This is a genomic window from Adlercreutzia rubneri (assembly GCF_009755265.1).
Classification (GTDB): Bacteria; Actinomycetota; Coriobacteriia; order Coriobacteriales; family Eggerthellaceae; genus Adlercreutzia; species Adlercreutzia rubneri.
Window position 1 is genome coordinate 1 of record NZ_WPOO01000010.1, and the last position, 25,492, is coordinate 25,492.

The window sequence follows — 25,492 nt, forward strand, 5'->3', positions numbered from 1 at the left end:
ACTCGACCGTCCGTCTAAAGGCCTTCCGGGAGGGCGGCAGGACCGTCTACGATACGATAGACAACCGCAGGAGGCGGTTGGGGCTGGCGGCGTAGGCCGCTGTCCAAGTAACTGTCCGCACCCCCCTAAACTCTAACAACTCGAAAAAAGAAGCATCTGGTTAGGAGAGATTGGCCGGTGGTCGATTTCAAGCGATTTCCGCGAAGACTGCAAGGCTGTATGAGAGTGGGCTTTCGAGCGAGATGCCGTCGGGAAAAGTAGTGGCAACGATTGAAGAAGTGACGCGAAGGGCCGGGGTGTGACGGTGCAGGAGCGCGAAGGGGTCGGGGTGCGACGGCGCTGGACGGCGCAGAAGGGCGCAGAACGGTGCGGGAGAGCGCAACCGGGCGCAACCGGGCGCAGAAGGGCGCAGAAGGGCGCAGAAGGGCGCAGAAGGGCGCAGAACGGTGCGGGAGAGCGCAACCGGGCGCAACCGGGCGCAGAAGGGCGCAGAAGGGGGTCTCGTCGCCTTGCAAACCCTGTGAAATTGGGCGCGCCACCTGCGCTCTGTGGTAGAGTGGAGCAGATTTGCACCGAGGCGGCCCGCGCGGTCGCCCAATGAAGGCGACGGGAGTTGTTAAAAGGGAGGCGATCGCCGACCCCATGACCGCTCGCCGACCACAGAAAGAAGACGCAACCTATGGGATTTCTCTCCAAACTGCTCACGATGGGCGAGGGCAAGCAACTGAAACGCTACCAGGCCAAAGTCGATAAGATCAACGCGCTGGAGCCGGAGTTCCAGGCGCTTTCCGATGAGGAGCTGGCCGCCAAGACGCAAGAGTTCCGCGAGCGCTACGCTGCCGGCGAGAGCCTGGACGACCTGCTGCCCGAGGCCTTCGCCGCCGTGCGCGAGGCTTCCGTGCGCACCATCGGGCTTCGCCATTTCGACGTGCAGCTCATCGGCGGCATGGCCCTAAACGAGGGGCAGATCGCCGAGATGAAGACCGGCGAGGGCAAGACGCTCGTCTCCACTCTGGCCGGCTATTTGAACGCCATTCCCGGGCACAACGTGCATATCGTGACCGTCAACGACTACCTGGCCCGGCGCGACTGCGAGTGGATGGGCCAGATCTACCGCTTCCTCGGCATGAAGACCGGCCTTATCCAGAACGGCATGCCGCCGACGGCGAAGAAGCCCGCCTACGAGGCCGACGTCACCTACGGCACCAACTCCGAGTTCGGCTTCGACTACCTGCGCGACAACATGGTCACGCGCGGCAGCTCGCGGGTGCAGCGCGGGCACCACTTCGCCATCGTCGACGAGGTGGACTCCATCCTGATCGACGAGGCCCGCACCCCGCTCATCATCTCCGGCGCCGGCACCCAGGCCGCCGACACTTACAAGAAGTTCGCCCGGGTCATGCCCGGCCTCAAAGAGGGCGTCGACTTCGACATGGACGAGGCCAAGCGCACCATCAACGCCACGGAGAGCGGCCTTGAGAAGATCGAGGTCATGCTCGGCATCGAGAACATCTACGCCGACCCGTCCGGCCAGCTGGCGAACCACCTGCAGCAGGCGCTGAAGGCCCAGTTCCTCTTCCACCGCGATGTCGACTACGTCGTCATGGACGGCGAGGTGAAGATCGTCGACGAGTTCACCGGCCGCATCATGGAGGGCCGCCGCTACTCCGAGGGTCTGCACCAGGCGCTCGAGGCCAAAGAGCACGTGCTCGTGCGCGAGGAGAACCAGACGCTGGCCACCATCACGCTGCAGAACTACTTCCGCCTCTACGACAAGCTCTCCGGCATGACCGGTACCGCCATGACCGAGGACGCGGAGTTCCGCCAGATCTACAAGCTGCCGGTCATGGCCATTCCCCCCAATAGGCCGGTCATCCGCGTCGACGAGAACGATCTGGTGTACCGCACCATCGACGGCAAGTTCAACGCCGTGGCCGACGACATCGCCGCGCGCCACGCGAAGGGCCAGCCGTGCCTGATCGGCACCGTGTCCATCGAGAACTCCGAGAAGCTCTCGCGGCTGCTCGACAAGCGCGGCATCAAGCACGAGACGCTGAACGCCAAGCACCACGAGCGCGAGGCCCATATCGTGGCCCAGGCCGGGCGCCTCGGCGCCGTCACCATCGCCACCAACATGGCCGGCCGCGGTACCGACATCCGTCTGGGCGGCGAACCGGACATGCTCGCCGAGGACCTGTTGCGCGAGCGCGGGTTCGACGTGGACGCCCAAGAGGGCGACGAGGAGGCGCGCGGTCCCATCCCATCGGCCGCCGACCGCGCCGACGCCCTCACCCGCGCCCGCGAGATCTGCGACGCGGAGCAGGAGCAGGTGCTCGCCGCCGGGGGACTCTGCGTCATCGGCACCGAGCGCCACGAGTCCCGCCGCATCGACAACCAGCTGCGCGGCCGTTCCGGCCGTCAGGGCGACCCGGGCGTGACCCAGTTCTACCTCTCGCTGGAAGACGACCTCATGCGTCTGTTCGGCGGCTCGAAGATGGACTCCATCGCGCACATGATGGAGAAGACCAACCAAGAGGACGACATGCCCATCCAGGCCGGCATGGTGTCGAAGTCCATCGAGAGCGCCCAGCGCCAGGTGGAGTCCATGCACTTCGCCGCCCGTAAGAACGTGCTGGAATACGACGACGTCATGAACCTCCAGCGCAAGGCCATCTACGAGGAGCGCAACGCCATCCTGGACGGCAAGTCCATGACCGAGCGCATTCCCGGCATCATCCGCGACGCCGTGGACGCCATCGTGGGGGAGTGCTGTCCCGGGAATTCCGCCAGCGACGACTGGGATGTGCGCGCCATCGATTTGTGGGCCGCGAACATGACCGGCTGCAACGATTTCTCCGTGGCGAAGGTCGATCACGAGGACGAGGCGGAAAACGTCGCCGAGGCTTTGAACGACTTCCTCACCTGGATTTACGAGCAGAAGAGCGAGCAGTTGGGCCACGACCTCATGGAGAACCTCTCCGCCCAGGTGATGCTGCGCATCATCGACACGCGCTGGATGGCGCATCTGCAGGAGATGGACTACCTGAAGACCGGTATCGGCCTGCGGGCCTTCGGTCAGCGCGATCCGCTCGTGGAATACAAGAACGAGGCCTACAACGCCTTCCAGAACCTGACGAGCTCGATGTACGACGACTACCTGCGCACGCTGTTGCGCTTGGAGATCGCCGCGAAGCCCGCCCCGGAGGGCGCTCCGGCCGGCGCCGGCCGTCCGGCACCGGCGGCCCTGGCGGAGCAGGAGGACCCGCTGGCCCGCAAGATGAGCTACTCGGCGCCGGAGCAGGCTCTGGAGGAGTCGAGCATCCGCGGTCGCCACGCCGCCGCGGCCCGCGCCGCCTCCGGCGTTCCCGCCGCGCCCACGCGCCCCGCGGCCGGCAAGCCCCAGACCTACGTCAAGGACAAGGAAGACCCCTACGCCAACGTGGGCCGTAACGACCCGTGCCCCTGCGGCTCCGGCAAGAAGTTCAAGAAGTGCCACGGCCAGAACCTTTGATGCACACTCAACTATGGTTGAGCGAAGCGGGATGCGGGGTGCCGCTCACCAAGCGAGTTCCGCAGATGGTATCGAAGACGGTAAGCGAGGGGGAGTAGTAGCCTTGACGCCTTCGATACCAGCGAGGACTGTCTGAGCGACTGAGCGGTACCCCGCAGCCCGCCCCCGGTGAGTTTCAAGGAGATTTAGATCAAGGCATGGAACTGAGAGACATTCAGAAGGAGATCGAGAAGGCACAGGGACGGGTGTCCGACGCCTTCTCGTTCTTGCGCATCGAGGAGCGTCGCGACGAGCTGGCCGCGCTGGACGAGCAGACGGCCCGTCCGGACTTTTGGAACGACGCGGCGGCCGCCCAGGCGGTCTCGAAGAAGGCGGCGGGGCTCCGCGCCACCATCGAGGACTACGAGCGTGCCTGCGGGCTTCTCGATGATGCGTCGGCGGCGTGCGAGCTGGCCGGCGACGATGCGGCCTTCGCCGAAGAGGCCGAGCGCACTGCCGCCGAGCTTGCGGCGCTGCTCGACCAGCTGGAGATCGAGTCCTGGTTCTCCGGCGAGTTCGACGAGGGCGATGCCATCCTCACGGTGAACCCCGGCCAGGGCGGCCTTGAGGCCCAGGACTGGACCCGTATGCTCTACCAGATGTACGTCCACTACGCCGAGGACAAGGGCTGGAAGGTGACGGTGCTCGATCTGGTGCCCGGCGAGGGCATAGGGCTCGATCGGGCCACCATCCAGATCGAGGGCCGCTACGCCTACGGCATGCTGCGCAGCGAGATCGGCATCCACCGCCTCGTGCGCATCAGCCCCACCGACGCCAAGAAGCGTCGCCAGACCACCTTCGCCTCGGTGGAGGTGCTGCCGGTCATCGCCGACGACATCGAGGTGGACTTAAACCCCGCCGACGTGCGGGTGGACGTGTACCGCTCCAGCGGCCCCGGCGGCCAGTGCGTGAACACCACCGACTCGGCCGTGCGCCTTACCCACGAGCCCACGGGCATCGTGGTGACCTGTCAGAACGAGAAGAGCCAGCTGCAGAACAAGGAGGCCGCCTTCCGCGTGCTGCGTGCCAAGCTCTACGAGCTGGAGGAGCGCAAGCGGGCTGAAGAGCTGGACGAGCTGCGCGGCGAGCGGCGGGACAACTCCTTCGGCAGCCAGATTCGCAACTACGTGCTCTTCCCATACCAGCTCGTGAAGGATCTCCGAAGCGGCGTTGAGACGGGAAATGTGGACGCCGTCCTTTCCGGCGCCCTGGAACCTTTCGTCATCGGGTATCATACGTGGAGAGTAGCCAACTCCTAGCAGCGAACGGGAAAGGGAAGCTTATGGATACTGCCGCCTTGCAGGCGAAGGCCACCGACATTCGCAAGGATATTCTGACCATGATCACGGAAGCGGGCAGCGGGCACCCGGGCGGGTCGCTCTCCTGCACCGATATCCTCACGGCGCTGTACTTCGGCGGCGTCATGGACTACAACCCGGCCGACCCGCACAAGCCCGGCCGCGACCGGTTCATCCTGGCCAAGGGGCATGCGGCGCCGGCGCTCTATGCGACGCTGGCCCACGCCGGCTTCTTCCCGATCGACGAGCTGCACACCCTGCGCAAGCTCGGCACGCGCCTGCAGGGGCATCCCGATTCCAACCTGCTGCCCGGCGTGGAGGTGTCCACTGGCTCGCTCGGCCAGGGACTTTCCGTGGCCGCGGGCCTTGCGGCCGGCCTGCGCCTGACCGGCGAGGACGGCCTCGTCTTCACGGTGCTCGGCGATGGCGAGTGCGAGGAGGGTCAGGTGTGGGAGGCGGCCATGTTCGCCGCCCATCAGAAGCTCGGGCGCCTCGTGGCCATCATCGACAACAACGAGCTGCAGATCGACGGCTGCATCCACGACGTGTGCGATCCGGGGGATTTGGGCGAGAAGTTCGCCGCCTTCGGCTGGGATGTGCAGCGGGTATGTGGCCACGACATTCCCGCGCTCATCGAGCTTTTCGGCCGTATCAAGGCCGAGGCGGCCGATACGGCCCGTCCGGTGTGCGTGATCGCTCGCACGGTGAAGGGCAAGGGCGTCTCCTTCATGGAAAATCAGGCCGGCTGGCACGGCAAGGCGCCGAAGCCCGAGGAACTTGAGAAGGCTCTGGCGGAGCTGTCCGCCGACGCGGAATAGGAGGCCCGCCATGGTGAAACTCGCAAACGCCGAGACCGCTGCCCAGAAGAAGGCCACGCGCGCCGCGTACGGCGCCACGCTCGCAGAGCTCGCCGCCGAGGGCGTGCCCGTCGTGGCGGTAGATGCCGACCTGACCGGCTCGACCACCACCAAGAAGCTCGCCGACGCGGGATACGCCGGGCGCCTGTTCAACTGCGGCATCGCCGAGCAGAACATGATCGACGTGGCCGCGGGCCTCTCGCTGGCCGGCAACATCGCGTTCACGGGCTCGTTTGCCGTGTTCGGCACCGGGCGCGCCTACGACCAGATCCGCAACACCGTGTGCTACTCGAACCTGAACGTGAAGATCGCCCCCACCCATGCGGGCATCTCCGTGGGCCCCGACGGCGGCTCGCACCAGATGCTCGAGGACGTCTCCCTCATGCGCGGTCTTCCCGGCATGCGCGTGCTCGTGCCCGCCGACTACGCCGCCGCCCGCGCCGCCCTGCGCCTCGCCGCCGCCACGCCGGGCCCCGTCTACGTGCGCATGGGCCGCGCCGCCGTGCCCTGCGTCTACGACGACGAGGTGGAGCTGGAACTCGGTCGCGCCTACGTGCTGCGCGAGGGGAGCGATGTCACCATCGTGGCCAACGGCGTGGAGATCCGCGAGGCGCTCGCCGCCGCCGACGCGCTGGCCGATGCGGGCATCTCCGCCGAGGTCATCGACGCGTTCTCGGTGAAGCCGCTCGATGGGGCGACCATCCTCGAATCGGTGGCGAAGACCCGTTGCGTCGTGACGGCCGAGGAGCATTCCGTCATCGGAGGCTTGGGCTCGGCGGTCTGCGAGCTTCTGGCCGGCGCCGACCCCGTGTGCGTGGAATGCGTGGCCGTGCGCGACCGTTTCGGCAAGTCCGGCGAGTTCGAGGAACTGCTCGGCTATTTCAACATTGACGCTACGGCCATTGTTGAAGCTGTGAAAAAGGTTCGTGAGCGCGCGGGCCTTTGCTAAAATACTTCAGTCTCAGTAACGAACAACCTGAACGGAGCAAGCTGTGACGAACGAACGGAACCAGGGAATTCCTGGTCATGCCGGCGCGCCGGCCCAGGGCAACAACCCGCGCGCCCGCGCGGCGGCGCCCCAGCCCGGCCACGCCCAGAAGGCGTCGATGACCTCCCAGCTGTCCCAGGCTTTGCCTATGCTCGAAGTGGACGAGATGGCCGCCCCCATGGGCGCGCCGGTCATCACCTTCGATCATGTGACCAAGACCTACCCGGCCCAGCCGAAGAAGCCCGCCTTAAGCGATGTGACCCTGCAGATCTTCGCCGGCGAGTTCATCTTCCTCGTGGGCCACTCCGGATCCGGCAAATCCACCTTCATTCGCCTGCTCACCCGCGAGATCAAGCCCACCTCGGGCAAGATCTACGTGGCTGACGAGGATCTGACCACCATGCGCAACTGGCGCGTGCCCTACCTGCGGCGCAACATCGGCTGCGTGTTCCAGGACTTCAAGCTCCTGCCGAACAAGACGGTCTTCGAGAACGTCGCCTTCGCCCTGGAGGTTATCGGCAAGAGCCGGCACGTCATCAAGACGCAAGTGCCGGAGGTGCTGCGCCTCGTGGGCCTCTCCGACAAGCTGAACAGCTATCCCGATCAGCTTTCCGGCGGCCAGCAGCAGCGCGTCTCCATCGCGCGCGCCATCGTGAACCGGCCGCCTCTGCTCATCTGCGACGAGCCCACGGGAAATCTGGATCCGCAGACCTCCCGCGGCATTATGGATCTGCTCGAGCGCATCAATCGCACGGGCACCACGGTGCTCGTGGCCACTCACGACCGCGAGATGGTCGACAACATGCGCCGTCGCGTCATCGCGCTCGACCGCGGGCATCTCACTCGCGACCAGGACCGGGGGGTGTACGGCTTCGATGTCTAGTCTCTTCTACTTCTTCAAGGAGTCGCTCCAGGGCTTCGCGCGCAACCTCTCCACGACGCTCGGCTCCATCATCACCATCTTCCTGTCGCTGCTCATCATCGGGGTGTTCCTCGTGGGCGGCACCATTGTGGAGCGCCTCGTGTCCTCCATCGAGGACGAGGTCTCCATCACCGCCTACGTGGCCGACGATGCGCCGCAGGAGTCCATCGACGCTGTCACCGCGATGATCCAGGGCATGGACGGCGTGGAAAGCGTCGGCTTCACCACCAAGGAGCAGGCGCTGGAGAACTTCAGCAACTCCATGACCACCAACCCCGAGATCATCGAGCAGCTGGACGGAACGAACCCGCTGCCCGCCTCCATCGACGTGAGCCTCGCCGACCCGCAGAAGGTCGACGAGATCGCCGCCGCCATCGAGGCCGACGAGACGTTCCGCTCCATCTGCGACGAGCCCGACAACCCGGCCGATTCGCTGAAGTACGGCCAGAAGACGGTGGATCGCCTGTTCTCGGTGACCAAGTACGTGCGCTATTTGGGCGTGGCCCTGGTGCTGCTGCTCGTGTTCATCGCGCTCGTGTTCATCAACAACACTATCCGCCTGGCCATCATGGCCCGGCGCAAGGAGATCGCCATCATGCGCCTGGTGGGCGCCTCCAACGGGTTCATCCGCGGGCCCTTCCTCATGGAGGGCGCCCTGCACGCCCTTATCGGCTCGCTTCTGGCCGTGGGCGTCCTGCAGGTGCTGCGCATGTACGGCATCCCCAAGCTGCAAAGCGCCCTGTCCTTCCTCTCGCTGGACGTCTCGGGCAACACCTACATCATGATCTACATCGTGCTGGTGGTAGCCGGTCTCGTAATCGGCCTTCTCGGCTCCGCTTTCGCCATGAGGCGGTACCTGAAGGTGTAGAATCTTCCTTAAAGGTTTGGAACGTCGGCGCGACCCCCGCGGCACTGATGAGCCGAGGGGGTCGCGCTTTTCAGATTGACGGAGTCACGTGCAAGGAGCGGCCATGGCCAAAGAACGCAACGGGCGGCATCTCACCCCCAACCCCCGGGCCCGCAGCGAGCGGCGGGTCGATCAGGCGACGAGCCACGGTCTGCTCCGCGTGTTCCTCGCGGTCATCCTCGTCGCCGTCTCCTTCGTCGGGGGCTTCGCCCTGCGCAGCCAGACCGAGCTGGTGGCGAGTTGGGGCATCCCGGTTTCCGATGGCGAGCGGGAGGCGCTTGCGGCTGCGGCGGCCAACAACACCTTCGAGTCCGTCTCGGCCCGGGTGGGCGATGTGGAGGACATCCTCTCCACGTACTCCATGGACGAGATCGACCTTACGGCGGCCACCTATTCCATGCTCGACGACTTGATGAAGTCCACGGGCGACCCCTACGCCACCTACTACAACCCCGATCTGTACAACACCTACATCAAGGAGACCACCGAGCGCAGCTACGCCGGCATCGGCGTGGTGTTCGCCGACTACAACGGGCGCGCCTACGTGTCGGATGTCTTCGAGGGCTCCGAGGCCGAGGCCAAAGGCGTGCAGCAGGGCGACTTCCTCACCTCCATCGACAGCGAGGACGTATCGGCCTGGTCGATGACCGAGGTGGTGAACGCGCTGGCCAAAGACGAGGGCGCGACGGTGTCGGTGACCTGGATGCGCCCGGCGAGCCTGGACGCCCAGACCGGCGAGCAGTTCACCACGACGCTCACTTGCAAGGTCTACGAGGAGGCGAACCTCACCACCGCGCTTTCCGACGGCGTGGGCGTCGTGAAGGTGCGCCAGATCTCGAGCAACGCCGCGGAGCTGGTGGACCAGGCGACGAAATCGCTCATCGAGCAGGGGGCCGGGGCCATCGTGCTCGATCTGCGGGACAACGCCGGCGGATACCTCACCCAGGCCGTCGATATCGCGAGCCTGTTCGTGAACTCCGGCGTCCTCGTGCAGATTCAGGGCAACGATGGGCCGGCCACCACCAAATCGGCCGCGGGCGACGCGCCGTACAAGGACGTGCCGCTTGTCGTGGTGGTGAACCGCTACACGGCCGCCGCCGCCGAGGTGCTCGCCGCGTCGCTGCAGGACAACGAGCGGGCCGACGTGGTGGGGGAGACGAGCATGGGCAAGGGCTCGGTGCAGGTGGTGCGCGAGCTGGACTTCGGCGGGGCTGTGCGCTACACCGCTGCCTACTACCTCACGCCCCAGGGCGAGCCCATCGACAACGTGGGTATCGTGCCCCAGGTGGGGGTGGTAAACGGCGAGGGGGAGGATGGAGCGGACTCCCAGCTGGCCACCGGCATCGACATCGCCCGCTCGCTCATTCCGGCGGCCTAGGATCGGCCGCGCAACGTGCACGGGCGCCTTCGCGTCTCGTAAGGGAAGGGAGATAGGGTGAGCCGCAACAGGAAGCACACGCGCCGCCGCCCCAAGGCGAATCCCCGGGGCGTTCTCACCGTGAGCGCCGGCGGCTTCGGTTTCGTGCAGACGGCCGAGGGGGAGTACTTCATCCCCGCCTCGGGCCTCGCCGGCGCCTTCGACGGCGATCTGGTGGAAATCGCGCCTCTGCGGGCCGGGGCATCGAAGGGGCGGCGAGTCGCGGATGACGACGGGGATATGACAGGTCGTCCCGCCGCCCGGGTGCTCTCGGTCGTCGACCGGGCCCACGACACGCTGGTGGGGCGCTACGAGGTGGCCGAGCCCTTCGGGGTGGTGGTCCCCGCCGATCCGCGCATTCCCTACGACGTGTTCACCATGCGCGCCGAGTCGCCCGAGGTGCCCGACGGGGCGCTCGTGCGCGTGCGCATCGCCCAGTTCCCGACGCGCCGCAGCGCCGCAACGGGCTTTGTGGAAGAGGTGCTCGCCGATACCTCCGACGCGCCGGGGGCCGGCATCGACCTCATCGTCGGCCGCCACAAGCTGGAGACGGTGTTCTCGGAGGGGGCTCTGGCTGACGCGGCCGCGGCGACCTTGGATGCGGAGGGGGCCCTGGCCGCCGGCTACCGCGACTTGCGCGACCGCTTCACCTTCACCATCGATCCGGCCGACGCCAAAGATTTCGACGATGCGCTGTCCTTGGATTATCTGGAAGGGGAGGGGCTGTGGCGGCTCGGCGTGCACATCGCCGACGTGAGCCACTACGTGCCCTGGGGCTCCTCGGTCGATTTGGACGCGCGTCGGCGCGCCACGAGCGTGTATCTGGCCGACCGCGTCATCCCCATGCTGCCCCCGGCTCTTTCCGACGAGCTGTGCTCGCTCGCGCCCGGCGCCGAGCGGCGTTCCATGACGGCCGACCTGTTCCTGAACGATGAGGGAGAGCTCGTGCGCTTCTCGCTGTACCCGGCCCTCATCCGCTCGGACGCGCGCCTTTCCTACGGCGAGGCCGACGACATCCTCGTCGACTACAAGGCCGCCATCGCCGCCGGGGGCGATATTGCCTGGCGGCTCGTGGAATGCTCGCGGCTCGCCCGCGCCCGGGAGGCGGCCCGCGCCCGGGCCGGCGGCATCGACTTCGCCACGACCGAGGCCAAGGTGATCCTCGATGCGGAGGGACGGCCGACCGACATCGCGCTGCGCCGCAAGACCGACGCCACGCGCCTGGTGGAGGAGGCCATGATCCTGGCCAACGAGACCGTGGCCGGCTACCTGGAGCGGCGCGGCTTTCCCTGCCTGTACCGCGTCCACGAACCTCCGGCCTCCGATGCCTTGGGCTCGCTCATTCCCGTGTTCCAGGAGTTCGATTGGTTCGAAAAGCCCATGGAGGCGCGGCTGGTGGCGGGGGATCCGAAGGTCATCCAGGAGATTTTGACGGCAAGCGCGCCCCGCAGCGAGGGGGAGCTTGTCAGCTCGCTTCTGCTGCGGGCCATGAAAAGGGCCGACTACCGGCCCGAGAACCAGGGCCATTACGGGCTTGCCAGCGAGGCGTACTGTCATTTCACGAGCCCCATCCGCCGCTACCCCGATTTGGTGGTGCACCGTATGCTGCGCGCCGCGCTCACGCGCCGTCCGGAGAAATTCGACCAGGAGGTGGCGGCACTTCCCTGGATCGCCGAGCACTCCTCGGCCATGGAACGGGTGGCCGAGGCGGCGGCCCGCGAGTCCCAGGAGCTGAAGATGGTCGAGTACCTGGCCGCATTCGTGGGCCAGTCCTTCTCGGCCGTGATCTCCGGCGTGGCGGCCTGGGGGCTCTACGTGCGCCTCGATTGCACGGCCGAGGGCGTCCTTCCCGTGCGGGCCTTGGGCGACGAGTACTTCGTCTTCGACCCGGTGCGCTACACGCTTGTGGGCGACGAGTCGGGGAAGGTCTACCGGCTGGGCCAGCGCGTCGCCGTCACGCTGAAGAGCGCTGACGCGACCACCGCCTCCCTGGAGTTCGTGCTGGCCGGAAGACGCTGAGGGATGGGGTTGTTGAGGGAGCTGCGAGGGGGAAGGGAAATCGAGTATGGTAAGCATTTACATCGCGCTGTATCTGTTTCTCGCTGGCACGGGGGCCGGCGCGTTTCTTATCGGTGCCGTCGTCGATATGGTTCTGCGCTTTCGTCCTCGTGCAGCGGGAGGATGGTTTGCGCGTGTGAGCGCTGTTACCGATGCCGGTTTGATCCTCGGTCCGGTGCTTGTGGCGGTGAGCGCGCTTTTTCTTTTTCTCGACTTGGGTGTGCCCGATCGGGTGTTTCACCTCTTTCTTGCTTCGACCTCCAGTCTTCTTTCCATGGGTGCGTGGGCTATTCTGGTATTTTGCGTGATGGCGACGCTCGCATTGGTCCTGGGGTCACTTGCTGACGGCGAAGGGGATGGCTATGAATACGAGCTTGCTCCAGGGAAGGTTGTTCTGCGTGTGTGCGAGTTTGCCTGCAGTTTGGTGGCCATGGGAATGGCATTGTTCGTGGTGGTGTATTCTGGCATCTTTCTCGCCATGTATCCTTCGCTCCCCTTTCTTCACACAGGATGGGTTCCCGTGCTTTTCGTGGCTTCAGCGTTGGCGTGCGGGCTCGCGGCGCTCATAGTGACGGCGTTTTTCCGCTTGGCTTCGCCTGGCATGCAGCTGGCTACCAATGCGCTGCTGCCGCTCGATATGGTCTTCGTCATCGTCGAAGCGCTTGTTTTAGCGGGTTTTCTTGCCAGCTGCTTTGCCTCGGATGGGCCAGCGGGCACCTCGGCCCAGTCGCTAATGAGCGGGAGCATAGCACCGCTGTTTTGGGCTGGAGTAGTGATGATGGGGCTTGTTGCGCCTTTCTCCGTTGATGCTGTCTGTCGCCGTCTGCCCGCGCCGGTGGCTGTGGTGCTAGGGAGTACTTGTGCGTTGGTGGGAGGTTTGTGCCTTCGAATGGCGCTGCTCATGGCTACCGAAAGATTTAATCTTGTCTTCATGAGCGCGCTGGGCTTCTGGAGCTAACGGGTGGCTTCCTCTTCGGTGCTATAGAAGCTGAGAGGGTGCTTTGCTGTCGTCGTCCTCTGTGATACTATGACGCAATCACTTAGAGAAGGACGATACCATGAACATGGCGGAGACAGCATCGAATATATCAGCACAGGCGAAAGCCGATCCTATTAGCGACTTTCGCATTAACGAGAAGAGCGTCGTCCCTATCTGGATTCAAATTCGCAAGCGGTTGGTGTACTTGATATCGTCAGGCAAGTTCGAGCGAGGTGAGAGACTGCCATCGGTTCGAGAGCTATCAGTGCAGCTGGGAGTCAATTACAATACTGTGAACAAGGTGTACCAGGATCTTGAGCGCGATGGCTACATCTACACCCAACGTGGCCGCGGAACATACGTCTCCGACCTCAAGAACGCTCATCTTTCGGTTGTTGATGGCGACGTGGAAGCGCTCGCCGTTGATTTTGTCCAGCAGGCGCTCACGGCAGGGATGTCGGCGGAGGATATCCATGATCTTGTGTCCGAGCAGCTCATTCTGCTCGGTGGAGTAGCCTAGCACCAGTTCAAGGGGGAGAAGGGTGAGAAGTAAGGCGAAGCAGGCGCGAGAGGCCGAGCAGGCTCCTGCGCGCGTTAAGGCATTGACGGGGTCTATGGCGGCGCCGACGGCGAAAAAGACGTCGCGTAACAGCGTTTACCTGTTCGCTATAGCGCTCTTCTTGACTTCCGGCGGTCTGTTCGCGTTCCTTGTGTGGAACGCATCGCTGCCCGTGGCCCTTTTGGGCGGCGTAGCAGTGGGTCTGGTGGCCTCGAGTACCGTTCGCATCGCTCCGCAGTGGGAGCGTGTCGTGGTTCTGCGCCTAGGGAAGTTCAATCGCATCGATGGACCAGGATTATATGTGGTTGCTCCTGTTGTCGAATCAGTGGCTGCGCGAGTTGACCAGCGCATTATCACCACGCCGTTCTCGGCTGAGGAGGCTGTGACGGCCGACCTTGTGCCGCTCGGCATCGATGCGGTGTTGTTCTGGATGGTTTGGGATCCCAAAGACGCCTGCGTGGAGGTGGAAGACTATTCATCGGCGGTATGGTGGGCTGCTCAAACCGCCCTGCGCGATGCGGTGGGTCGCATCAATCTCGCCGAGGTGGCGACGCGCCGCGAGCAATTGGACAATGAGATAAAAGCGATCCTCGAAGAGAAAACGCGTGCGTGGGGCATCACGGTTGTCTCGGTGGAGATTCGCGATATCGCTGTGCCGTCAGAGTTGCAGGACGCTTTGTCCAAAGAGGCCCAAGCTGAGCGAGAGCGTAACTCGCGTCTGCTTCTCGCCGAGGTGGAAAAGGACATCTCTGAGATGTTTGTAGAGGCGGCAGCGGTTTACGAGCGCAACGATAAGGCACTTCAGTTGCGTACGATGAACCTCATTTATGAGTCTGTGAAAGAAAAGGGCGGCCTTGTTATCGCTCCGAGCGCCTTCGGTGAGGCTTTTAACAATATTGATGGTTTCTTGAAGTAGCCCACGGCTATCCGGTGCCGATCCAGTTCCGTTAGTGCCGAAATTGCGAGCGGATGTATCCTCCATGGTGTTCGATTTGCAATAAAAGCGCACCATAGTTCTCAGCATTGAGCAGTGAGACCGCGTATCTTCTCAAAAGGGGTTCCATTATATCCTAAATAGGATAATCAAAGTTATTGATTGTCATAGTTGAGTAGTGTACCCTGACAATAGGCATTTGAGGATGCCAGGGGAATGTCCTCTGCAGAGGGCAGGGGAATCCCTTTAGTTTAGAGGGAGGTACACCATGAGCGAGAACGACTTGAACGTCAGTCGCCGAGGGTTCGTGGCAGGAGCCGGCGCTGCGGCTCTCACCGCTGGACTGGTGGGTTGCTCGTCGGGTACGGCAGAGAAGGAGGGAACCGATCTGGCGATCACCTCGCCGGAGAAGACGGCTTACGATCCGAACGCGGGCGAATGGATTCCCACCACTTGCAACATGTGCTTCAACAACTGCTCGATCAAGGCGCATGTTATCGATGGCGTGATCGTGGAGTTGACGGGCAATCCGGATAGCCCTATCGGCTATGGCCACATTTGTGGAAAAGGTGCCGCAGGCATCATGCAGCAGTACGATCCGAACCGTATCACCAAACCCATGAAGCGCACGAATCCCGAAAAGGGGATCGACATCGATCCGGGCTGGGTCGAGATCAGCTGGGACGAAGCGTACGATCTTGTCGATGAGGCGTTCTCGAAGGCAGTTGCGGAATATCCCGGAGCTCTTGGGAGCATGTCCATGGTCGCTAGCCAAACGGGCAGCTTGGTCAAGGGCATGGCGCTCGGTGCGCTCTACGGCGCCTATGAGCCGGCTAATGCCATTGCCGATTTGTGCGGCACCGGCGTTCACCAGGTAAGCTACATCTATACGGGGGCGGGCAACGCGAAGCCCGATTACGAGTATTGCAACTACCTCATTCAGTTCGGCACCAATGCTGGCGTTGCCACGCGTCACGGCTTCAATATGACGGCCGAGCTTTTCTCCAAGCGTCGCGCGGAGGGGATGCGTCTCGTCAACTTCGATCCTCATATGTCGGCGGGCGCCGAAGCCGCTGACCTTTGGGTGCCGATACGTCCCAGCACCGACGCCGCTGCTGCGCTGGCAATGGCGAACGTCCTCGTGAACGAGCTGGGGATCTTCGATGCCGAGTATCTAACGAACCGCACGAACGGCCCGGCTCTCGTCAGCGATGAGACGCAGCGCATCTTGCGTCATCCCGAGTCGAACAAGGCGCTCTACATGGATGCGTCCGACAACACTGCCAAGCCCTACGACGAGTGCGTGCAGCCAGTGCTGGAAGGCACGTTTGAGGTTGATGGCGCTGCTTGCACAACGGCGTTTACCCTTTACAAGGCCCATATTTCGCGCTATACACCTGAATATCAAGAAGAGATCACTACGGTTCCCGCCGCTACTATTCGTCAGATCGCCAAAGAGTTTGGCGAGGCTGCCCATATCGGCGAGACCATCGAGGTCGGCGGGGTGACGATGCCTTACCGCCCTGTTTGCGTCGATCTGTTCTCCGGTCTGACGCGGCACAAACATGCTTACCATGCCTGCTGGTCTGTCATCATGCTGAATGTTATCGTGGGTGCCGCGAACTCGGTGGGAGGCCTTATCGGATTCGATCCCGCCTGCAACGGCATTACCGATGACCCTGAGAACGTTGTTCAGTTCCGTCCCTCAATTTGGGAGGAAGACGGCTTCATGAACGACGTTTCGCTGCTCATGGCCTATCCCGGCTCGTACTACGAGCGCGTGCGCAAGCCGATTGAGGAGTACAAGCCGACCGATATGAGTATGCTCGCCCTCCAGCCGCTCGGAGAGGACGCGCATTTCTTCAACCTGGCCCAGTGCGATCCCGATTTGTACGGCACTCAGCCTATCAAGGCCGCGCTTGTTTACGGCTGCAATCCCATCAAATGGTGGGGCAACCATGACGAGCAGATCGAAATGCTGAAGAATCTCGATTTCATCGTGGGCGTCGACCTGTTCCTCAACGAATCCTCCTACTTGTATGATGTGTTCCTTCCTGAGGCGAACTATCTCGAGCGAATCGATCCTTTGCCTCACATGTTCTTCAACCACCGGGTGATCTGCGGCTTGGATGTGCCGTGGGCATATCCGATCATGCAGCCGGTTGTCGAGCCGAAGGACGGCGTGAAGTCCATTTTCGAGATAATGGGCGATCTTGCCGACCGCAGGGGCATGACCGCGAATTACGTTGGGCTTATGAACATGGTGTACCGGGTTAAGGATGAATACTCTGTTCCCATGGATCAGCCTTTCGACCTCGAGGCGTTCGCGAATTCCGTTGCCAAGAGCCTCGTCGACGAGGAGCATGACTTCGAGTGGTTTAAAGAGCATGGCGTCTACACGCATCCGCGCGACGTTGATGAGGTGTACATTTGGGCTAACAATGCGCCCGGTAAAGTTCCGTTGTACTGGGATTTCATGTTTGAAGCGAAGGAGAAGGTTGAAAAGACCGTTGAGGAGCTCGGTATCTATTGGGAAACTGATGACTATCAGCCGTTCCCGGATTGGAAGCCTTGCACGGAATGGGAGGTGACCGATCCCGATTTCACCTTGTTCCCCATTTACTACACCGATTCCATCAATGTCGACTCGTGGGGCCTCGGCAATCCCTATATCAACGAGGTTAACGAGTCCAACCCTTACGCTTACGCTGTGGAAATGAACGCTGCCGTGGCTTCGGAAAAGGGGCTTGCCGATGGCGATAAGATTCGTCTCGTCAGCCAGCACGATTCCTCCGTTGAGGGCATCCTCATGACTTCGGAGAAGATCCATCCCGAATGCATGGCCGTCATCTGCGGATCATGGGGCTCCCATTCGGAGTTTATTCCGAGCAGCAAGGGCAAGGGAACGCCTATCGCCCACCTCGCGCCAGGCCATGATCCCAAGCGTTTTGACTACATTTGCTCGGCGCTCGATCAGACGGTTCGCGTCAAAGTTGAGAAGATTTCCTAGGGAGGGATAAGCTATGACGTATGGAATGCTCATCGATCTTAAGAAGTGCATTGGCTGCCATGCCTGCGCCGTTGCGTGCAAAGAGGCCCATGGAACGCCGCCTAAGGTAACGCGCGCCCATGTGGAGATCGAGTACGTCGGCGAGTATCCCGACGTTCGCATGACGGCCTATCCCATGCTGTGCATGCATTGCGAGAACGCTCCGTGTGTTGAGGTGTGCCCAACCGGGGCCTCGTTCAAGCGCGAGGATGGCATTGTCGCGATCAACAAGGACGAGTGCATCGGTTGCAAGTCGTGCATGAGCGCTTGTCCTTACGGAGCTCGTTATTACCGCGAGGATGAGAACGGGTATTTTGGCGAGACGCTCAACGAGTACGAGGAGATTATGTATCCCACGATGCCCAAGGGCACCGTTGACAAGTGCACGTTCTGCGCCGATCGCATCGATGCGGGCGACGGGCGCGTCCAGGCCTGTGTGGCCGCTTGCCCCGCTGGCGCTCGCGTATTCGGAGAACTTGACGATCTTCGCTCCCAGGCCGAGGCAGCCGAGGGCTTCCAGCTATTGTCCGAGGAGGGCACGAACCCGTCGGTGTGGTATCTGCCGAAGAAGGTGAATGCATAAGCAAGAGGGAGCACGTCTTAACTGACCTCTCCCAGATGGCGTCCGTTCTTTGCGGACGCCATCTTTTTTTTCAGCGATCTGCAAATAAGGGGGGGGAGAATAGGGCGTCTGGCGCAGATGACCGCAGCTTAACAGGTCGTCAAGGGGTCATCGTCGGATGGGATCATCGCGAGGCGGCGACGGCTGCGGCACGGTATGGTGGATGCACGCGCAAGACCCGATGAAGGGAGATTCACCATGAGTTTCATCGATAAGATGAAGGAAGCCGGCGAGGACATCAAGGAGGCGTTCCAGGATGGCGCCCACGATTTGGCCGATAAGGCGGGCGACCTGAAGGACGCCGCTGCCGAGAAGGCCGCCGACTTGAAGGATGCTGCCGCCGAGAAGGCCGGCGATCTGAAGGACGCCGCCGCCGACGCCGCCGAAAAGGCCAAGGATGCGGCCGATACCGCCAAGGAGAAGGCTGCCGATGCCGCCGATGCCGCCAAGGACAAGGCTGACGACGCCAAGAAGGCCGCCGAGGACAAGTAACGCGCCGGACGCTCCGGGCCACAGTGTTCGGGGCGCTTGGATGGAAAAGGGAAAGCCCGCTGCTTGGAAATCCCCGAGCAGCGGGCTTCTCTGTTCTGTTAGCATGATCTCTCGTGAAAAATCAGCGGTCGTGCTCGTCGGGGCGCGGCTCGTTTAAAGGAGACGTTATTGGAACGTGAGCGATTCGGCAGCCGTCTGGGGTTCATCCTCATCTCCGCTGGCTGCGCCATAGGCCTCGGCAACGTCTGGCGCTTCCCCTACATCACCGGCGAGTACGGAGGCGCGGCCTTCCTCGTCATGTACCTGGTCTTTCTGGTGGTCTTGGGCCTGCCCATCATGGTCATGGAGTTCGCTGTGGGCCGCGGTTCCCAGCGCTCCATCGCCCGCGCCTTCAACGTGCTGGAGCCGGCGGGCACTCACTGGCACAAGTACAAGTGGGTGGGCATCGCCGGGTGCTATCTGCTCATGATGTTCTACACCACGGTGGCCGGGTGGATGCTTGCCTACGTGCCGAAGTTCGCCTCCGGGCAGTTCGTGGGGGCCGACTCGCAGGCCACCTCGGCCGTCTTCGACGCGATGCTGGCCTCGCCGGTGGAATGCGTCTTCTGGATGGTAGTGGTGTGCGTCGTCTCCATCCTCATCTGCTCGCTGGGGGTGCAAAAGGGCGTGGAGCGCATCACCAAGGCCATGATGCTCGCCCTGCTCGCCATTTTGGGGGTGCTCGTGGTGCGCGCGCTCACCCTTCCGGGGGCGGCCGACGGCGTGGCCTTCTACCTGCTGCCGGACTTCTCGAAGATCTTCGGTAGCCCGGATATGTTCTTCGAGGCGGCCTACGCGGCCATGGGTCAGGCCTTCTTCACCCTGTCCATCGGCATGGGCTCCATGACCATTTTCGGCAGCTACATCGACAAGCACCGCTCGCTCATGGGCGAGGCGGCCACGATCGGCGTGCTCGACACCGGCGTTGCCCTGGCCACGGGGCTCATCATCTTCCCAGCCTGCTTCGCCTTCGGCGTGGCGCCGGACTCGGGCCCCGGGCTTGTGTTCATCACGCTGCCGAGCGTGTTCGAACAGATGTGGGGAGGACAGGTGTGGGGCACGCTGTTCTTCGTGTTCATGTCATTCGCGGCGCTTTCCACGGTCATCGCCGTGTTCGAGGGCATTCTGAGGTTCTCGATGGACCAATGGGGATGGTCGCGCAAGCGGGCCGTCACGGTGAACCTCATTGCCATCCCGCTGCTGTCGCTGCCCTGTGCGCTCGGGTTCAACGTGCTTTCGGATGTGGTCATGCCGGGAGTGGGCGACATCCAGACGGTGGAGGACTTCCTTGTGTCCAGCAACATCATGCCCTTGGGCTCGCTGGTCTACGTGCTGTTCTGCGTGTCCCGGCGCGGCTGGGGCTGGAAGAACTTCCTTGCCGAGGCCAATGAGGGCGAAGGGCTCAAGTTCCCTCGGTGGCTGCGCCTGTGGATGCGCTTCGGCGTGCCGGTGCTCGTGGTCATCATCCTCATCATGGGCTGGGTGCCCATCGTCAGCTCCTGGATGTGAGCAAAGCGACTGGTGCCTGAGGCAAACTCGGGTATTTGTGCGTTTAGGGATTGCTGGTTTTCGGGTATTCGTGCGCCGACGACAAACTTTTTTGAAAAAATGGTCACAAAATCGAGTTTTGGTTTTTTATGAGGCGCTCTTTGCGATCATGGAGGCAGCTTTTTACGCAAAACGTCATCTGGAAGGCCTTGGAAGATGCTGATCCAGCCGTTTGACCTTGAACCTCAAACCCAGAAGTCGATTTTGTGACCAAAATAATGAAAGAAATTGTCAGGGCGGCAGTGTGGGGCACTCGATGTCGTAAACTATAAGGAACATTTTAACGAAACGGCCCGACGGCCGTTGCTGACGGGCGCCGTCGCCCATGATTTTGAAGGAGTGCCCGATGGGCTTTTTCGATCGCATCAGCGAGGGGCTTTCCCGCTCGCGCGACAAGTTCAAGGAGTCGATGAACGTCCTTTTGGACCGTGGACCCGATTTGGACGAGGAGTTCTGGGAGGGCTTGGAAGAAACCCTCATCCTGTCGGATGTGGGCGGGGCGGCGGCCAGCGACATCGTGGAGAACCTGCGCGACCAAGCCACCCGTAAGGCGCTGCCCGACGCCTATGCGGTGCTCGACCTCTTGAACGACGAGATCGCCGGTGCCTTCACCGAGCCCGGGGCCGACATCTTCGGTGGCGATGAGGCCGTGGTGCTGTTCGTGGGCATCAACGGCACGGGCAAGACCACCACCGTGGGCAAGCTCGCCAAGGCGGAAACCGATGCGGGTCGCGCGGTCATCCTGGGCTCGGCCGACACCTTCCGCGCCGCCGCCATCGAGCAGCTTGAGGTGTGGGCGCGCCGCGCCGGGGTGGAGATGGTTACCCGAGAGCGCGGAGCCGATCCGGCGAGCGTGTGCTACGACACGCTGGAGCGCGCCGAAGCGACCGGTGCCGAGCTCGTGCTCATCGACACGGCCGGGCGCCTGCACACCTCCGCCGACCTCATGCGCGAGTTGGAGAAAGTAGTGAACGTGGTGCGCAAGCGCTCGAAGCTGCCGGTGTACACGGTGCTCGTCATCGACGCCACCACGGGTCAGAACGGCCTGCAGCAGGCCCGCGAGTTCAACCGCGCGCTGGATTTGGACGCCCTTATCGTCACGAAGCTCGATGGCACGGCCAAAGGCGGCATCGCGCTGGCCGTGAGCCACGAGCTGGGGCTGCCCATCGTGAAGATCGGCGTGGGCGAGGGCATCGACGACTTGCGCGACTTCGACGCCCGCGAGTTCGCCTCGGCGCTCGTCGGCACTTTCGACGAGCGCTTCGATGCGGACGAGGACGGCCTGCGCGGCGAGAACGCCAAGGAGGCGGCCGTCACGGCCGGCGAGCGCCGTCGGGACGTGCTGGAGGGCGCGCCGGCGTGCGCGGCCGAGGCCGAGAAGGCGGTCGAGGGGTCTGCCGGGGAGACGGTCGAGGACGCGACCGTGGAGGCCCTCGCGGAGATTGAGGATGGCGAAGCGCCCGTGGTGGACGCGCAGGGCGATGCGGAAGAGGCCTTCGCCGATGCCGCGGAGGAGGCGGCAGCCGAGCCCGACAATGCCGATCTGCTGGAAGCCGCTTTGGGCCGGCGCACCCACGACACCCTCGTCCTGGAAACCGAGGAGGATACCTCTGCCGGTCTTGAGGCCGCCGAGCTGACGGAGCTCGACCGCAACGCCGAGGCCGTTGCGGAGGCGGCCGAGGAAGGCGTCTTCGATGATGTCCCCTTCACCGACGACGAGCTGGCTGAGCTCGCCATGGCTGCCGCTGATGAAAACGCCGAGGGCGAGCCTGAGCCCGAGCCCGAGCCGGCCCCCGAGCCCGAAAAGAAAAGCTTCTGGAAGCGCCTGTTTGAATAGATAAGGAACCCCCATGCTCGAGAACCTCTCCGAACGCCTTCAGGGCATCTTCTCCGGCCTGCGCAGCAAGGGCCGCCTGACCGAGGACGACATCAACGCCGCCATGCGCGAGATCCGCCTGGCGCTCTTGGAGGCCGACGTCAACTTCAAAGTGGTGAAGAACTTCGTCGCCCGCACCAAGGAGCGTTGCCTTTCCGCCGACGTGCTGGACTCGCTCACCCCGGCCCAGAACGTCGTGAAGATCGTGCTCGACGAGCTGACCGAGCTGCTCGGCCGCACCGATTCCCGGCTCGTGCTCTCAAGCCGCATCCCCAATGTTATCATGCTTGTGGGCTTGCAGGGCTCCGGCAAGACCACGGCGGCGGCCAAGCTCGCCTACCGGCTGAAGCAGGAGAATCACTCGCCGCTGCTCATCGCCGGCGACGTGTACCGTCCCGCGGCGGCCGACCAGCTGCAGACCTTGGGCGACGAGATCGGTGTGCGGGTCTACCGCGGCGACGGGCGCGATCCGGTGGCCATCGCGCGCGAGGGCATCCAGGACGCCATCGACAACCTGCGCGACGTGGTCATCATCGACACGGCGGGCCGTCTGCACGTGGACGCCGACATGATGGAGGAGGCCCAGGCCATCAAGGACGCCACGCACCCCGACCAGATCCTCATGGTGGTGGATGCCATGACCGGCCAGGACGTCGTGAACGTCGTGGAGGCCTTCGCCGAGTCGGTCGACTTCGACGGCGTCATCATGTCGAAGATGGACGGCGACGCCCGCGGCGGCGGCGCCCTTTCCATCCGCGAGGTTACCGGCAAACCCATCAAGTTCATCTCCTCGGGCGAGAAGCCCGATTCCCTGGAGGTCTTCCACCCCGACCGCATGGCCAAGCGCATCCTTGGCATGGGCGACGTCGTCTCGCTCATCGAGAACGCCGTGCGCGTGCAGCAGGCCGAAGAGGAGGAACTGGAGGCCGAGCGCATGATGCGCGGCCAGCTCACCTTGGATGACTTCCTCATGATGAACAAGCAGGTGCGCAAGATGGGCGGCGTCTCCAAGCTCATCAGCGCGCTGCCCGGCGGCGACAAGGCGCTCGGCTCCGGTCAGGTTGATGAAGGGGCACTCGACGCCATGGAGGTCATCATCAACTCCATGACCAAGGCCGAGCGCGCCAAACCGGAGCTTCTGAACGGCAGCCGCCGCGCCCGTATCGCCAAGGGCGCCGGGGTTACCGTCACCGACGTGAACCAGATGATGAAGAAGTTCAACGAGACGAAGAAGATGGTGAAGCAGGCCACCGCCGGCATGGAGCAGCAGGCCTCGCGCAAGGGCAAGAAGGGGAAGAAGGGCAAGCGCCGCCGCGGCCTGGGTATTCCGGGCATGGGCGGCATGTCCATGAGCGACCTCAAGAAGATCCAAGATATGATGGGACAGTAGTTTCTCCGCTGTTGACGGCCGAGACGCCCCTCTGGACGCTGTCGCGGGGCGGGGCTCCGTGCTCAAACAGCAATGGAGTGCACCGTATCGCCGCGGTTTGGAAGGTGATGCGCGCACTCCATTGAACTGCGCGCGGAACCCCGCCCCGCGACAGCGTCCCGCATTGGCGGGGTGCCGGCTATTTACCTTTCGCATCGGCCATTCGTCTTACGAATCGAAATTCCGTAACACTGGTGGCTCGCCTATGGTATTGTTACGCATTGAAGAGACGTAACACTAACAGGAGGAGAAGCCATGGCCCTGACGAGAAGGAACTTCGTGCGTGCAGCGGGACTTGCCGGAGCGGCGGGGAGCGGCGCGCTTTTGGCGGGGTGCGCGCGGGGAGCGGCAGACTCAGGCGCGAACGAACCTGCGGCTGCCGGCGCGGCGGGTGCCGGTGTCGGTCCCGACGGCGTAAGCCAGGTGGTAATCACCATGACGCCCTCCTCGGAACCGGCCGCCGGTTTCGATCCGCTCGTGGGGTGGGGGGCCGGCGAGCACGTGCACGAGCCGCTCATCCAATCGACGCTCATCGCCACGGACAACAACCTCGCCTTCGTGAACGATCTCGCCACCGATTACGGCTGCTCCGAGGACGGCCTTACCTGGACGTTCCATATCCGCGAGGACGTGATGTTCACCGACGGCGTGCCGCTCACGGCCGAGGACGTGGCCTTCACCATCAACGGAATCGTGAACGGCGAAGCGGCCGAAGCGGATCTGTCCATGGTGGACGAGGCGCGGGCCGTTGACGCCACAACCTGCGAGATCGCCATGAAGCGCCCGAACAATGCGCTGCTGTACACGCTCGCCGTGATGGGCATCGTGCCGGCCCATGCCTACGGGCCCGATTACGGTGAGCATCCCATCGGCAGCGGCCGCTATATGCTGGAGCAATGGGATCGCGGCCAGCAGGTGATCCTGCGCGCCAACCCCGACTATTACGGTGATGCGCCGCTCATGGACCGCGTTGTGGTGCTGTTCATGGAAGAGGACGCGTCGTTGGCCGCCGCCCAGTCGGGCACGGCGGACGTGGCTTACACCTCGGCGGCGCTGGCCGGGGCGGTTCCCGCGGGCTACGCCCTGCTCAACTGCGCCTCGGTGGATTCCCGCGGCATCTCGCTGCCCTGCAATCCCGCCGGCACCGATGTCACCGTGGAAGGCGACATGGTCTACGCCGGCGGAAACGACGTCACGAGCGACCTTGCCGTGCGGCGGGCGCTCAACTACGGCATCGACCGCAGCCAGATGATCGAGCACGTGCTGGCCGGCTTCGGCCGAGCGGCCTACTCGGTAGGCGACGGCATGCCCTGGTCGAGCGAGGCCATGCGCGTGGAAACCGACGTCGCGGCGGCCGAGCGCCTGCTGGATACGGCCGGCTGGGCGCGAGGCGACGACGGGATGCGCGCCCGGGACGGGCTGCCCTGCGCTTTCGACCTGTACTACGCCGCCGGCGATTCCACGCGCCAGGCTCTGGCCTACGACTTCGCCGACCAGGCGGCGGCCCTCGGCATCGCCGTCGAGCCGAAGGGGGCCAGCTGGGACGACATCTACCTGCGGCAGTACGCCGATCCGGTGCTGTGGGGCTGGGGTTCCAACTCGCCGGTGGAGCTGTTCGAGCTCACCTACTCCACCGGTTGGGGCAACTACGCCCAGTACATGAACGACACGGTGGACGCGAACTTGGAAGCGGCCCAGGCGGCTCGTACCGTAGAGGAGTCCTATCCCTTCTACCAGGCCGCCCAGTGGGACGCGGCCACGGAAACCGGCGTGGCGCCGGAGGGGGCGGCCACCTGGGTGTGGCTCGCCAACGTGGATCACTTGTACTTCGAGCGCGAGGGCTTGAAGGTGGCCGAGCAGAAGCCGCATCCCCACGGGCACGGGTGGTCTTTGGTGAACAATATCGACCAGTGGTCTTGGAGCTAAAACTATGTTGAACATCGTCGGACGCGAGCTTTGGGCAGTGCT

At 63.5% G+C, this 25,492-nt stretch carries 18 protein-coding genes; all 18 read left to right on the top strand.

Annotated elements, in window-relative coordinates:
• Positions 1-679 precede the first annotated feature (679 nt).
• The 18 genes from secA (at position 680) to GO707_RS06945 (ending at position 25,450) form a co-directional block, all read left to right on the top strand.
• Complete coding sequence (gene secA, locus GO707_RS06860) at positions 680-3,511, top strand: preprotein translocase subunit SecA (protein WP_114540010.1); 2,832 nt, start codon at positions 680-682, stop codon at positions 3,509-3,511.
• Positions 3,512-3,708: 197 nt separating this feature from the next.
• Positions 3,709-4,809, top strand: a complete 1,101-nt coding sequence (gene prfB / locus GO707_RS06865) for a peptide chain release factor 2 (RefSeq protein ID WP_114540011.1) — start codon at positions 3,709-3,711, stop codon at positions 4,807-4,809.
• 23 nt (positions 4,810-4,832) lie between these two features.
• Positions 4,833-5,666, top strand: coding sequence for a transketolase (locus GO707_RS06870; protein WP_114540012.1), 834 nt, complete (start codon positions 4,833-4,835; stop codon positions 5,664-5,666).
• A gap of 10 nt (positions 5,667-5,676) precedes the next feature.
• On the top strand, positions 5,677-6,654 hold the full coding sequence (locus GO707_RS06875; RefSeq protein WP_114540013.1) for a transketolase family protein: 978 nt from the start codon (positions 5,677-5,679) through the stop codon (positions 6,652-6,654).
• A gap of 43 nt (positions 6,655-6,697) precedes the next feature.
• Positions 6,698-7,576 (top strand): cell division ATP-binding protein FtsE, encoded by an 879-nt coding sequence (ftsE, locus tag GO707_RS06880; RefSeq protein ID WP_442877734.1) that lies wholly within the window; start codon positions 6,698-6,700, stop codon positions 7,574-7,576.
• The gene (gene ftsX, locus GO707_RS06885; protein ID WP_022740139.1) at positions 7,569-8,483 is read left to right on the top strand and encodes a permease-like cell division protein FtsX; all 915 of its coding nucleotides are present in this window, start codon (positions 7,569-7,571) and stop codon (positions 8,481-8,483) included. Before ftsE ends, ftsX begins: the two co-directional genes overlap by 8 nt.
• Positions 8,484-8,586: 103 nt before the next feature.
• A complete protein-coding gene (locus GO707_RS06890) occupies positions 8,587-9,900 on the top strand; it encodes a S41 family peptidase (protein ID WP_114540014.1) in 1,314 nt (437 codons plus the stop codon).
• 57 nt (positions 9,901-9,957) lie between these two features.
• Positions 9,958-11,958, top strand: coding sequence for a ribonuclease R (rnr, locus tag GO707_RS06895; RefSeq protein WP_114540015.1), 2,001 nt, complete (start codon positions 9,958-9,960; stop codon positions 11,956-11,958).
• A gap of 46 nt (positions 11,959-12,004) precedes the next feature.
• Positions 12,005-12,955, top strand: coding sequence for an NrfD/PsrC family molybdoenzyme membrane anchor subunit (gene nrfD / locus GO707_RS06900; protein ID WP_114540016.1), 951 nt, complete (start codon positions 12,005-12,007; stop codon positions 12,953-12,955).
• A 100-nt stretch (positions 12,956-13,055) separates the two neighbouring features.
• Entirely contained in the window at positions 13,056-13,496 is a 441-nt protein-coding gene (locus GO707_RS06905) for a GntR family transcriptional regulator (RefSeq protein WP_232325683.1), read from the top strand.
• Between the two features lie 94 nt (positions 13,497-13,590).
• Positions 13,591-14,451: a slipin family protein gene (locus tag GO707_RS06910; RefSeq protein ID WP_114540053.1), complete on the top strand. Its 861-nt coding sequence runs from the start codon at positions 13,591-13,593 to the stop codon at positions 14,449-14,451.
• Between the two features lie 286 nt (positions 14,452-14,737).
• Positions 14,738-17,479 (top strand): molybdopterin-dependent oxidoreductase, encoded by a 2,742-nt coding sequence (locus GO707_RS06915; RefSeq protein ID WP_114540017.1) that lies wholly within the window; start codon positions 14,738-14,740, stop codon positions 17,477-17,479.
• A 13-nt stretch (positions 17,480-17,492) separates the two neighbouring features.
• A complete protein-coding gene (locus tag GO707_RS06920) occupies positions 17,493-18,101 on the top strand; it encodes a 4Fe-4S dicluster domain-containing protein (RefSeq protein ID WP_114540018.1) in 609 nt (202 codons plus the stop codon).
• 237 nt (positions 18,102-18,338) lie between these two features.
• Positions 18,339-18,632, top strand: a complete 294-nt coding sequence (locus GO707_RS06925; protein ID WP_181869717.1) for a hypothetical protein — start codon at positions 18,339-18,341, stop codon at positions 18,630-18,632.
• Positions 18,633-18,800: 168 nt separating this feature from the next.
• Entirely contained in the window at positions 18,801-20,180 is a 1,380-nt protein-coding gene (locus tag GO707_RS06930; protein ID WP_114540019.1) for a sodium-dependent transporter, read from the top strand.
• Positions 20,181-20,565: 385 nt separating this feature from the next.
• Entirely contained in the window at positions 20,566-22,056 is a 1,491-nt protein-coding gene (ftsY, locus tag GO707_RS12345) for a signal recognition particle-docking protein FtsY (protein WP_231699608.1), read from the top strand.
• A gap of 13 nt (positions 22,057-22,069) precedes the next feature.
• Entirely contained in the window at positions 22,070-23,485 is a 1,416-nt protein-coding gene (gene ffh / locus GO707_RS06940; protein WP_022740128.1) for a signal recognition particle protein, read from the top strand.
• A gap of 294 nt (positions 23,486-23,779) precedes the next feature.
• Entirely contained in the window at positions 23,780-25,450 is a 1,671-nt protein-coding gene (locus GO707_RS06945; RefSeq protein WP_114540020.1) for an ABC transporter substrate-binding protein, read from the top strand.
• The last annotated feature ends 42 nt before the right edge of the window (positions 25,451-25,492 follow it).

Excerpts from the sequence above, each read along its gene's own strand:
- GO707_RS06910 (WP_114540053.1), top strand. The coding sequence starts at position 13,591 with ATGGCGGCGCCGACGGCGAAAAAGACGTCGCGTAACAGCGTTTACCTG.
- secA (WP_114540010.1), top strand. The coding sequence starts at position 680 with ATGGGATTTCTCTCCAAACTGCTCACGATGGGCGAGGGCAAGCAACTG.
- GO707_RS06905 (WP_232325683.1), top strand. The coding sequence starts at position 13,056 with ATGAACATGGCGGAGACAGCATCGAATATATCAGCACAGGCGAAAGCC.
- GO707_RS06890 (WP_114540014.1), top strand. The coding sequence starts at position 8,587 with ATGGCCAAAGAACGCAACGGGCGGCATCTCACCCCCAACCCCCGGGCC.
- GO707_RS06945 (WP_114540020.1), top strand. The coding sequence starts at position 23,780 with ATGGCCCTGACGAGAAGGAACTTCGTGCGTGCAGCGGGACTTGCCGGA.
- GO707_RS06875 (WP_114540013.1), top strand. The coding sequence starts at position 5,677 with ATGGTGAAACTCGCAAACGCCGAGACCGCTGCCCAGAAGAAGGCCACG.
- ftsY (WP_231699608.1), top strand. The coding sequence starts at position 20,566 with ATGGGCTTTTTCGATCGCATCAGCGAGGGGCTTTCCCGCTCGCGCGAC.
- prfB (WP_114540011.1), top strand. The coding sequence starts at position 3,709 with ATGGAACTGAGAGACATTCAGAAGGAGATCGAGAAGGCACAGGGACGG.
- GO707_RS06915 (WP_114540017.1), top strand. The coding sequence starts at position 14,738 with ATGAGCGAGAACGACTTGAACGTCAGTCGCCGAGGGTTCGTGGCAGGA.
- ffh (WP_022740128.1), top strand. The coding sequence starts at position 22,070 with ATGCTCGAGAACCTCTCCGAACGCCTTCAGGGCATCTTCTCCGGCCTG.
- GO707_RS06925 (WP_181869717.1), top strand. The coding sequence starts at position 18,339 with ATGAGTTTCATCGATAAGATGAAGGAAGCCGGCGAGGACATCAAGGAG.
- nrfD (WP_114540016.1), top strand. The coding sequence starts at position 12,005 with ATGGTAAGCATTTACATCGCGCTGTATCTGTTTCTCGCTGGCACGGGG.
- ftsX (WP_022740139.1), top strand. The coding sequence starts at position 7,569 with ATGTCTAGTCTCTTCTACTTCTTCAAGGAGTCGCTCCAGGGCTTCGCG.
- GO707_RS06870 (WP_114540012.1), top strand. The coding sequence starts at position 4,833 with ATGGATACTGCCGCCTTGCAGGCGAAGGCCACCGACATTCGCAAGGAT.
- GO707_RS06920 (WP_114540018.1), top strand. The coding sequence starts at position 17,493 with ATGACGTATGGAATGCTCATCGATCTTAAGAAGTGCATTGGCTGCCAT.